15 protein-coding genes are annotated in these 10,523 nt (G+C 54.8%); 2 read left to right on the top strand and 13 right to left on the bottom strand.

From position 1 onward, the window contains the following. The 11 genes from IK083_03725 to IK083_03675 form a co-directional block, all read right to left on the bottom strand. On the bottom strand, nucleotides 1–226 hold a 226-nt coding region (locus IK083_03725), incomplete at its 3' end, for a hypothetical protein (GenBank protein MBR4748667.1). A gap of 183 nt (nucleotides 227–409) precedes the next feature. Further along, nucleotides 410–1,267, bottom strand: a complete 858-nt coding sequence (locus IK083_03720) for a hypothetical protein (protein MBR4748666.1) — start codon at nucleotides 1,265–1,267, stop codon at nucleotides 410–412. 65 nt (nucleotides 1,268–1,332) lie between these two features. Beyond that, nucleotides 1,333–1,530, bottom strand: coding sequence for a hypothetical protein (locus IK083_03715; GenBank protein MBR4748665.1), 198 nt, complete (start codon nucleotides 1,528–1,530; stop codon nucleotides 1,333–1,335). Beyond that, nucleotides 1,527–2,909, bottom strand: a complete 1,383-nt coding sequence (locus IK083_03710; GenBank protein MBR4748664.1) for a minor capsid protein — start codon at nucleotides 2,907–2,909, stop codon at nucleotides 1,527–1,529. The genes IK083_03715 and IK083_03710 overlap by 4 nt, the downstream gene beginning before the upstream one ends. A 230-nt stretch (nucleotides 2,910–3,139) precedes the next feature. Next, nucleotides 3,140–3,460, bottom strand: a complete 321-nt coding sequence (locus tag IK083_03705; GenBank protein MBR4748663.1) for a hypothetical protein — start codon at nucleotides 3,458–3,460, stop codon at nucleotides 3,140–3,142. Nucleotides 3,461–3,479: 19 nt separating this feature from the next. After that, entirely contained in the window at nucleotides 3,480–3,923 is a 444-nt protein-coding gene (locus IK083_03700; GenBank protein ID MBR4748662.1) for a hypothetical protein, read from the bottom strand. Between the two features lie 2 nt (nucleotides 3,924–3,925). Next, complete coding sequence (locus IK083_03695; GenBank protein MBR4748661.1) at nucleotides 3,926–4,498, bottom strand: DUF4417 domain-containing protein; 573 nt, start codon at nucleotides 4,496–4,498, stop codon at nucleotides 3,926–3,928. Then, nucleotides 4,498–4,644 carry a hypothetical protein gene (locus tag IK083_03690; protein MBR4748660.1) on the bottom strand — a complete coding sequence of 49 codons (147 nt, stop codon included), beginning with the start codon at nucleotides 4,642–4,644 and terminating at the stop codon, nucleotides 4,498–4,500. Before IK083_03690 ends, IK083_03695 begins: the two co-directional genes overlap by 1 nt. 45 nt (nucleotides 4,645–4,689) lie before the next feature. Continuing rightward, entirely contained in the window at nucleotides 4,690–4,881 is a 192-nt protein-coding gene (locus tag IK083_03685) for a hypothetical protein (GenBank protein MBR4748659.1), read from the bottom strand. An 85-nt stretch (nucleotides 4,882–4,966) separates the two neighbouring features. Continuing rightward, nucleotides 4,967–5,257, bottom strand: a complete 291-nt coding sequence (locus IK083_03680; GenBank protein ID MBR4748658.1) for a hypothetical protein — start codon at nucleotides 5,255–5,257, stop codon at nucleotides 4,967–4,969. Next, nucleotides 5,254–6,456 carry a hypothetical protein gene (locus IK083_03675; GenBank protein MBR4748657.1) on the bottom strand — a complete coding sequence of 401 codons (1,203 nt, stop codon included), beginning with the start codon at nucleotides 6,454–6,456 and terminating at the stop codon, nucleotides 5,254–5,256. Before IK083_03675 ends, IK083_03680 begins: the two co-directional genes overlap by 4 nt. Before the next feature lie 246 nt (nucleotides 6,457–6,702). Between IK083_03675 and IK083_03670 the strand changes: the two genes are divergently transcribed. Both IK083_03670 and tilS read left to right on the top strand, forming a co-directional pair. Continuing rightward, entirely contained in the window at nucleotides 6,703–7,899 is a 1,197-nt protein-coding gene (locus IK083_03670) for a cofactor-independent phosphoglycerate mutase (protein MBR4748656.1), read from the top strand. After that, nucleotides 7,880–9,217, top strand: a complete 1,338-nt coding sequence (gene tilS / locus IK083_03665) for a tRNA lysidine(34) synthetase TilS (protein ID MBR4748655.1) — start codon at nucleotides 7,880–7,882, stop codon at nucleotides 9,215–9,217. Before IK083_03670 ends, tilS begins: the two co-directional genes overlap by 20 nt. A 37-nt stretch (nucleotides 9,218–9,254) precedes the next feature. On the opposite strand, the gene IK083_03660 is transcribed toward tilS, so the two are convergent. Both IK083_03660 and IK083_03655 read right to left on the bottom strand, forming a co-directional pair. Then, a complete protein-coding gene (locus IK083_03660) occupies nucleotides 9,255–10,172 on the bottom strand; it encodes a DUF4434 domain-containing protein (protein MBR4748654.1) in 918 nt (305 codons plus the stop codon). Between the two features lies 1 nt (nucleotide 10,173). Then, nucleotides 10,174–10,523 (bottom strand): transcription elongation factor GreA (locus IK083_03655; protein ID MBR4748653.1); only part of this gene is annotated, 350 nt, incomplete at its 5' end.

Raw genomic sequence — 10,523 nt, 5'->3', positions numbered from 1 at the left:
CGTCATACTCGGCCTTGTATTTGCCGTATTTGTCCGGATTTTTCGAGATAGCGTTTTCTGCGACAACAATGGCATGCTCTATATGGGTAGATATTGGCCTTGGCGGAGATTCCTTTGGTTTTACTATTTTATACTGTAACTTTCCTGCACGATCCAATAATTCTCGCCATTCGTTCGAGCCGGCAATCCGGCACTTTTTTATCGCATCACTTAATCTGCCCGCCATATCGACTCCTTTGCTTTGTTATTGATTTCTCGGCGACACGCTGCCCATGTCTCATTATAGAACATATCATATATGACTTGCAAGTTCTTCGGAACAACTCCTTCAAACAGGACGGCCATTTTGAAAAACTCAGCAAAAGTCTCCCGCCCGAGCAGGTGAATATCTGCTTCCCAGTCATCCTTTTTATGCCCGAAATAGACATTGACATCTCCGTCTGCTGTCGCCGTAGCCCTGCACCGCTCCGCTCCAGACAGGCGTCCCCACCTTCGTCCCGTCCTGGGTGTAGTCAAAGCGGCCCGGGTAGCTGTTCTGCCAGAAGGCAGGCTTGCCGTCAATGGGGTTCACGAACTGCAGAGGGTTCCTGTATTCATAATTCCAGTCTATGGGCAGCAGCTTCAGGTTCAGAGTCACCTCCGTCTCGGCGACTCCGGAGGAAAACACCTCCTGGTTTGTGGAGTAGCTCTCAAAGAGCACGCATCCGGGATTCCTGGCAAAGTATCCGTTCAGGAACGAGCTGTAGCCGGAGGCGTTGGGAAAGACGTACTGGTTGAGCTTCCCCACGTAAGCTTCGTATATCGCATAAGGCGGCGCGCTGCCTATATACTTGGTGGTGAGGCTCACGTCCGTTATGGGCGCCTGATACTCCAGGGCGCTCTGTTCGTTGTTGTCCGACAGGTTCAGGCCCGCCCACACTCCGCCTGCCTGCATTTTGTAGGAGCGGGTCCCGCCGGAGGAGATCTTCACCGAGTAGGCGCTGCCGCCGCCCTCCGGCTCGGAATAGTCTGCCGCAAAGGTCGCCTCCAGGGTGGCGATCTGATTGCCGCCGATCCACTGGGGCTCCGGGTTCACCTTTATCCTGGTGCATATCAGATCGTCCGTGTTTCCGGAGACAAAGGGATTGACCCTGTGCGCCGCCCCGATGGCAGGATAAGTCAGGACGTACGGATACACGTCTGAGTATAGAGCCGTCAGAGTCTCGGTGCAGGTGGTCTGCTCCTGCTCCCCGGTCACTTCCCTTTTTACAAGTCCTATCAATGCCATGTTTTTACCTTGTCAAATAATAAGCCCCGCTCTCAAATGAGAGCGGGGTATGTCCCGTTTTTTGGTCAGTCGTCTTCGCCGGCGATCTTAACGCCATCGGCATGCAATTCCTCTTTTAGCTTCTCCCAGCGATCAGGAAATGCGTTCTTTACAAGCTGAACAAATTTCGGATCGGTCTGGATGTGTTTGTTAAACAGCTTTTCGTATTCTTCGCCTAAAACAAACTGCCCTGAATCTAAGACAAATTTTCTGTTGTTTTTCATAAAAACACCTGTCTTGTAATTCCGTATTCTTCTGCACCCGGAAGCGACAGCATTTCTCCTACAATGTCGGCTTGCATTGACGAATTATCTTTCCCAAGCTTCCGAGCCACACTGAACAATGATTCCATTTTGTCCTTGCTGAAGTTGTCTGTCTTGCTTAAAACCTCAACCCTTCCGTTATTTGAGACAACAAGCAGATGCTTGATTTTAGTATCCCTGAACACCTTATAATCGTCCAACGAAAAGCTTGTGTCGTTGGGGTGGTTATGGATTACCATTAAATGGTTTGGCTTTTCAAAATAGGAAACGCTGTTCTTATCTCCGTATTGTATATTGTCGATATGTAAATCAAAATTCAACGCAAACAAAGTCTCTTCCGAGTAGTTATTTCTCCTGGCGCATCTTAGTAAGGCTTTACAGATTTTGGTCACTCTGTTGTTTTGCTTATCGCTCAAGCCTCTGATATCTAATTTCGGGACACTGTTTATTTTCTCATCCGTGATTTGAGCCACCATATCAACATCCCGTTCAATAAGACTAACGTTTGCGCTAAGCTGTTCCCCTGCGTCACCCTTCAGGGCCTCATAGCGCTTGCCTCTCTCGGACCCGTTCAGGAACTTCACGTCCCCGTTGCCGGAGACATCCTCCGACAGCTCCGGCGCTTTCCCGTCCTTCAGCGGGGAGATCCCCAACGTGGGTCCATAGGTCTCGTTAGGCTTCACCGCAGGGATGTCCTCCCAGGGCAGTTTGCCTTCCTTCCACAGCTCATAGCGGGTGGGCCCCAGGATCTTCTTTTGCTCCTCCTCGGTGAGCCTCTCCTTGAAGCGCTCTTCGCTGTCCCAGGTCTCCTCGTCCTCATCGTCTATGACCGGGATCATGGTGCAGCGGCCGTTGGGGTGGTCGTTAGGCATCTTGTCCAGGTCAAAGGCCCGGCCGTCCATGGCCCAACAGGCAGCGCAGGTGGCGGAGCTCTCCGAGGCCGCCCAGATCACCCGCTCCACACCGTTTGCCTCGTAAGTCTGTTTGGTGGAGATCCGGTAGGCCCGCATGGTCTCGGTGCGGCACACCAGCAGAGCGTGTCTGCGGTCCTGGTACCCCAGCCGCATCATTTCTCCTGCAATCTCCTGTGGACTTTTGCCTTGGGCAATACCGTCCTTCAGGACGTTCATCACGGCTTCCTTGATGCTGTAGCCGGCGCCTTTGTCCAGCACCTCCCGTATGGGAGACCCCTCCTGTGTCATGCCGATCATGGCCTCAAAGGCGTCTTCGTTCAGCCTGTTCATGCTGCCGGCCGTGACGCCCACGGACTCCAGCAGGGCGCCGGCCTGCTCTCTGCCGATGGTGACGCCCAGCTTCTGACCTTTCTCAACAAGCGGCACGATACGGCCGTGGAGGAGCTCGAACTCCGCCTGCGCCTGGACCGCCTCTGTATAAACCCTGCCCGATATGATATAATAAAGGTGTGAAAGGACGTTGATATGAAGTACGTATTAGTAGTGTCTGATTCACGAGTAAAAAGGGGCAATTTGCGGACAACCGGCGGACAACGAGGTCTAAAAACGAAGAAAAAGCAGGCTTTCAGGGCCTGCTTTTTAGCATTCTGGATCCGTCAGCGGCGGCGGCTCTTTTTGTGTAGCAGAGAATCACTATACAACTCCGAGACTATATCTATGACCTTTTTTCCGAACAGGGTGTACTCAAACAATAGGTCATGGATGTTATCGAAATATATAATGACATTGTGGTGAGGCTCTTTCAAACCAAACAACTGTATATTCGGCTGTGGCTCTTCGACCTGGATCACAATATCAACCCCATTGTAGTCTGAGGCCCAATGGTCTTGTTCGAGCAAACACTCAAACATTACGTGCTCCGGCTTGTTTTTGTATTCTGTTGCAATCGCTTTTATGTCATCAACAGTCTTTTCCATTTTTTTTACTTGCTCGTCGCTATAAATGACTCCCATCCGGTAACCTCAATTTTGTTTCTGCCAACAGCTTGAGAATAAGTTTCGATTCTAATTCTCGTGGGTGATGGACGTTTTCTTCTTTCTTTGTCTTCTTGTGTCCGCCAACATGAACGTGCGGCTTGTATCCTTCGTGTGTATGCGTAAAGTCAACGACATAACTCCACGTCCTGTCGCTATTGTATTTCGCTATACAATAGATTTTTGTAGGATCAGCTTGATCTACAACAATATAGGTGGCGTTCGGAGACCCGGACAAATACGGGACTTTGTTGCTTTCGTAGTCCTTATACCTGACAACCTTCACGTAGTGTTTTCCTTTCGGATCTTGAGTGTTGAAGCTTTCGGGCAAAGTGACCCGACTGTCCTCTTCAAAGTCGTACCTGTAAAAGCCGCCGTCAGGATTGAACTGTCCTCTCCCACCCATTATTATTTTAACCTCTTTCGCATGTCTTGTAAATAGCTGTCGAACTGCAGGACGTTGTCCCCGTCCACAAAGTCAAAGCGCGGGCCGTAAAGCACGATGAACTCCGGCCGGATGCGGCGGATCATCTCCCTGTAGCCGGCTTCAAACAGTTGGCGGCTGACGGGATTCTCGCAGCCGTTGGTGCTGACAGCCACGGAAGAACCGGGCGCGATACAGCCGAAACAGACGTCAAAAGTCTTGTCCGCGCCCCAGCTGACGGACGGGATCACCTCTATGCCGCAGAGCTGAAACGCTGCGTCCAGGTATCTGTTGCGCCAGGTGTTGTAGATGCAGACCGGCAGCGGATCGTCGGCGTATATGCTAAAATCCGTGCCGATGACGCCTTGAAACCGCGCAAGCAGTGGGATGTAATTCAGAGGCCTTTTGAACACTCTCTCAAACTGCCTGTCGGCGACAAAGAAGTGAACGAAGGCGGAATAGTCGGGTCTTGTCTTGGAGTAATTGAAAGGGAGCAGCCCTTCCGGCCGGACGCTGCTCCCTTTGATGACGGGTATGTCGGAGATATTGACGGTCATTAGTTCGTTGTGGTCGGCGGGTAGAGTGTGGACTGAGCCCACTCTTCCTTCTTGCCGTCCATGCCGGTCTTGTAGAACTTGTCGTCCTGCGCGGAGTAGGATACGTCCTTCAGCCCGGCAGCCGAGGACACTATATACACCTGCATCCCGGAGCGGACACAGAGGACGCAGGTATTCGTGGCAATAGACGGCTAGCTGTCCTGGCCGGTCATGTCCTGCCCCAGTTCCCACAGGGCGACGGCTTTCAGGCCTGTTCCGGAGGACAGCTCGCCGTCTATCCGGTCTATGATCACCGAGTCCACCCCGGCGCTGCCGGTGGCCATAGGCTCCACCGAGACGCACTGCGCCAAGTGTCCGTCAACTTTGATTCTGATTACTGCCATATCTTTTCCTTGTCAATAAAAACCCCCGCTCTCAGATTGAGAGCGGGGTGTGTCCCGTGGGTGAATTATACTATTCCGGCGTCGCTTATCCGCTGTATTTTTCGATGAAGGCTTCCACTTCGGCGACCAGATCGTCATACTCGGCCTTGTATTTGCCGTATTTGTCCGGGTGCTCGTTTATGGCGTCTGCGATATCAGACAAATATACGGCAACTATTTCGCTGGGTAACATTTCACAATAATCGCTCGGTCCCATCATCTTATATCTTAATTGTCCAACTCTATTTGACAGCTCTATAAAACCATAACACGCATTCCTGTTCTTGCTGGTAATGCTATCCAGAACTTCCATTAGTTCAAGCTCGTTCTTTGTCATTTGTTCCTCGCTCTACCTATTGAACGAATAATATCATCACATTCGTCCCATGTCGACTTAAAGTATGTTTTCAGCAGATTTTCAAACTCCGGCGATAGGCGCCCATTAAAGTATACCATGATTCGGAAGAACTGTGCAAGCGTTTCGCGTGGAAGCCGCTGCGGGTCTAACCATTCCTCTGGTTTATGACCGAAAGCTATGCAATACTTCCCGTTTGTTGAGCCGTTGATTATATCCTGCAAACCTCTTGTCTCACCTGTGCGCGACGCATAATCCTGAAACATTTGTTTGAATATCCCCTCGGATGTACACGGCAGACCACAGACCTCGCTAAAAGCCTCATCGTAATCATCTTTGCCCGAAAGTGCTTTTGCCATGTTGAGAGCATCACTCTTAACTTGAGCAGCCATGTTCGGACGCCTGCTCGTTGCAGGGTTTGTTGCAGAGCCCAAGCCAAAATCAAGTGCATGACCAAGTTCATGAAACAACGAACAGACAAACTCTTCACCAGACAAGCTTGTGTTCATTTGAATTTTTGCTTCGTTTTTGAGATAACGATTCCTGGCCCCGCTTACAAGGCCTTTAAAGTCCTTGAGCGCATCATTCCAGGCATCCTTGAAGTGATCCGGCATGTTGTTCAGAAGTTCGACTATCCGCGGGATCATATTCTGATATTTCTTGAACTCCGGCGTTTCAAACGCCTCCATTAGCGAGGGCGGCAAATAGACAGGACTTGCTGTATATTCAAAACCATCGTCAAGGCTGTCGCCATTCGGCTTTTTGTAATAGAAGCCTTTAGGGTCGTACCCTTTTTTGTAGAGCTCATAGTTTGCGTCGCCGATAATGGCTTTTTGCTCGGCCTTTGTCAGTTGAGCGAAGATCTTCAGACTGACAAGTAACTTCACTTGCTCCTTCGTGAGTATTTGCGGTTTTAGGTCGCCGACAGGACTGTCCTCAGAGTTCGTTTTCTGCGGGCCCCGCGTAGCGTTTTGTTCCCCTGCGTCACCCTTCAGAGCCTCATAGCGCTTGCCGCTCTCGGACCCGTTCAGGAACTTCACGTCCCCATTGCCGGAGACATCCTCCGACAGCTCCGGCGCCTTTCCGTCCTTCAGCGGGGAGATCCCCAGCGTCGGGCCGTAGGTGTCGTTCGGCTTCACCGCCGGGATGTCCTTCCAGGGCAGCTCGCCTTCCTTCCACAACTCGTAGCGCTTCGGCCCCAGGATCTTCTTCTGCTCCTCCTCGGAGAGCTTCTCCTTGAACCGCTCCTCGCTGCCTTAACCCCGCCCGGCACTCTTCGGGGTCCCCAGCGAAAAAAGTTTCGCTGGGGTTAAAAGGCCCGGCCGTCCATGGCCCAGCAGGCTGCGCAGGTGCCGGAGCTCTCCGAGGCCGCCTCTGTATAAACCCTGCCCGATATGATATAATAAAGGTGAGAAAGGAATGAGGAAATGAAGTACGTATTAGTAGTGTTTGATGGCATGGCCGATATCCCCGACAGCTTTCCCGGCGGCAGGACCCCCATTCTGCAGGCCCGGGCGGACAACCTGAGAGAAATGGCCGCTGCGGGAGTGGTGGGCATCGCCAGGACGACTCCCGACCGGATGACGCCCGGCAGCGACGTGACCAACATGGGCATACTGGGCTACGACCCTGCCATATATTACAAGGGCCGGGGAGCCATTGAGGCCGCCGCGCTGGGCATAGAGATGTCTTCTACCGACGCCGCCTACCGGACCAACCTGGTGACGGTGAAGGACGGCATCATGATCGACTCGTCCGCAGACCACATCTCCGACGGAGAGGCCCGGGAGCTCATCGACGCCCTCAACGAGGCCTTTGCCTGCCCCGACTATCGTTTTTATCCCGGGGTCAGCTACAGGCACATCATGATACTCAGGCACGGCTCCATGAACGTGCAGTTCTACCCTCCCTACAAGTTTGTGGGAGAGCCCATATCCACACACATGCCTCAGGGCGACTACGCGGAGCTCTTCGGCCGGCTCATCACCGAGTCCCCCGGGATTTTGGAACACCATCCCGTCAATCTGCGGCGCAAAGCCGCCGGCAAGCTGCCTGCCAACATGATCTGGTTCTGGGCGGAGGGCATGAAGGCCTCCTTTGATCCCTTTGAGGTGAAATACGGCAAAAAAGGCGCGGTGATAGCGGGCGTGGATCTCATCAAGGGTCTGGGCCGGCTCACAGGCCTTACCGTTCCCCGGGTGGCAGGAGCCACCGGCTACATCGACACCTCCTATGAAAACAAGGCCGCGGAAGCAGTCAGGGCCCTGAAGGACCACGATTTCGTGTGGGTCCACGTAGAAGCCCCCGACGAGGCCGGTCACGAGAGGAACACGGAGGAAAAGATCAAAGCCATCGAGGCCATAGACGGCGTCATCGTCCGGAGGATCAGAGACTATCTGGCAGCCGCAGGCGAGGACTACCGCATGCTGCTGATGCCGGACCACCCCACCCCCGTGTCCACCGGCTCCCACAACGACACCCCGGTGCCCTTTGTGATGTATGACAGCCGCCGCAACACGGGCAACACTATCGAATACAGCGAGGCGGGAGCGCTGCAGTCTCCCATCCGTTTGGACAACGCCTCGCAATTGATGGACATACTACTTGAGCGCAAGTCTTTCTGACACGATCAAAGGGCAGGTCAGGCCGGGCAGCAGGATCATTGCCGCCGTCAGCGGGGGCAGCGATTCCTGCGCATTGCTGCATCTGTTGGTCTCCGCAGCCGAAGAGGCGGACCTGCAGATATACGCGGTCCATTTCAACCATCAGCTCCGGGGAGAGGAGTCCGACGAGGACGAACGCTTTACCCGGGCTCTGTGCTCATCTCTGGGCGTCGAGTGCATCACCCGCCGGCTGGAGGTGACCGAATACTCCCGGGCCCACCATATGGCCACGGAGGAAGCCGCCAGGATACTCCGCTACCGGGCCCTGGAGGAGATCAGGCAAAGCCTCGGAGCGGAGCTCATAGCCACCGCCCACACCCGGGACGACAGGACGGAAACGACGCTGCTGAACATATTCCGGGGGACCGGGCTGGGAGGTCTCTCCCCCCTGCCTCTCCGAAGGGGCTGCTATTTCCGCCCTCTGGTCAACCACACCAAACAGGAGCTGCTGGACTACCTCGCTCAGCGCCATATCCCCTACCGGACCGATTCCTCCAATCTGTCGGACATTTATCGCCGCAACAGGCTCCGCAACACGGTGCTGCCCATGCTCCGCCGGGACTTCAATCCCGGCATAGACAAGGCCCTGGAGGGTCTGGGAGAAATAGCGGAGCTGGCGGGTGACTACATCCTCACCGAGACCCGGGCCTTTCTTGAAGCCCGGCCCCGGCCCCTGCCGGTCAGCGACCTGATTTCCGCGCCTGCCATCATCCGCTACACGGCCATCCGGGAGCTCATCAGGGACGCCAAAGGGGAATACAAGGACATCACCCTCGCCGAGGTCAGGCGCATCGACAGTCTGCTGCTGCAGGGCTCCTTTACCACCGAGCTGACGGGAGGGGGCATATACGCTGTGTCCGACGGCGAGTCCTTCCGTATCACCAAAAAGCAGGCGCCGGCCGCCGAGGACCTGCGGGAATTCACCCTGCGGGCCGGGGACACCGTGACCATAGACGGCGCCACCTATTGCTGCGAGCCCTTTGAGGGCAGGGTCATCCCCGCCAAGGACCGGCTCTGCATCTCCGGCAAGCTGCTGCCCCTCAGGATCGCCTTTGCCACCGGGGCAATCCGGGCTCTTCCTATGGAAATGGCGGGCATGGAGGGCAAGAGCAAAAAGATAGGCCGCATCCTGAAGGACGCCCACATCCCCCTGGCCGACCGAGGCAGAGTGTTGGTATTCTTTGACTGCGGCGGCAGGCCCCTGTGGATCCCCGACTGCGCCCTGGGCGCGCAGGTAAAGGCAAAGGAAGCCCCCCTCTTTGCTGTGACCCGGCGGTAAAAAAAGCGGCGCCTGTAGCGCCGCTCTGCTAATAGCTTCAGCCCTGCTTGGCCAGATATTCCCTGTACCTGTTGTAGAGATGACCTGCGGACAGATACATGGAATTGGGGCTCATAAAATGTGAAAATTCAAAGGTGATGGCTTTTTCGTAGCCCGCCTGCTCCGCGGCCTTCAGCTTGCAGAGCAGCTTTTCCCACTTGATGGGCAAAAACTTTATGGGCATATCCCGGTCAAAGGTCTCAGTGTTGGTGCGGCATTCCACGCCGTATTTGTCACCCAGAGCCTTGTTGGCCGCCAGAAACTCGGGCAGCTCCTCATAGTCCACGTGGCCGTCCTGAAAGGCCACTATATCCACGTAGCCGCTGATGGCGGCAAATATGCTCTCCCACTCTCTGTAATGCTCGTCGGCGGTGATCTGACCGGCCTCGCCTATGCCCGGCTGCTTTTTGCCGTGTATATAGGGGCTGATCATGACGGGCAGCCCGGACAGCTCCTTCAGATAGCCGCCCAGGTCGCCGAAAAGCTCCGTGATACCGGGGATCCGGCGGCTGATCTCGTTGGAGATATACCAGCCGGCAAAGGAGGGATGGCCGGAATAACGGTCGTAGGCCTCCCGGCAGACTGCCTTTGAGAGAGCCACCTCCCGCTCATATTCTCCGGAGAGCCAATAATTGCCCGAGTCATAGGTGCCGAAGAAAAAGCGCATGCCTCTCCGGTCGGCGAGAGTGAGAAACAATTCCGCCAGATCCTCTGACGGCATCCGGCAGCCCTCCTCCCGCGTCAGGACCTCCGAGGGAAAAGCGGTCTGCTTTTTGTAGCCGCACCGGATGAGATACACTTCGTCTATGCCTATGCTGCGCATAGCGTCAAAGTCCTTCGCCCATTCCTCCGGGCCCCAGTTCTGGTGGGGAATGTCGTGGCTGATCTCGTCCAGAAAGGTGCCGGTGATCTTCATGCTAATTGATGGCCAGCACCTTGCATTTCTGCAGGCCGCCGGGGGTATTGAATTCGATCTCGTCGCCGGTGCCGGCTCCCATGAGAGCCTCGCCCATGGGGCTGTCGCAGCTGATCTTGCCCGCCGCTATGTCGGACTCGGCGGGGCCCACTACGGTGAACTCGTTTTCCATGCCCATGGATTGCATATATATCTTGACTCTGGAGCCTATCTGCACCTTGTCGGTGCCGGCGGCTTCCGTGAGCTCCGCATTTTCCAATATATATTTCAGCTCGGCGATGCGGCTCTCCACCACGCCCTGCTCCCGCTTGGCGTCGTGATAATCAAAGTTTTCGCTCAGATCTCCCAGCT

This window comes from Abditibacteriota bacterium (assembly GCA_017552965.1).
Lineage (GTDB): Bacteria > Armatimonadota > UBA5829 > UBA5829 > UBA5829 > RGIG7931.
The sequence above is the reverse complement of the archived record's forward strand: the minus strand, read 5'-3'. Positions and strand labels throughout refer to the sequence as shown.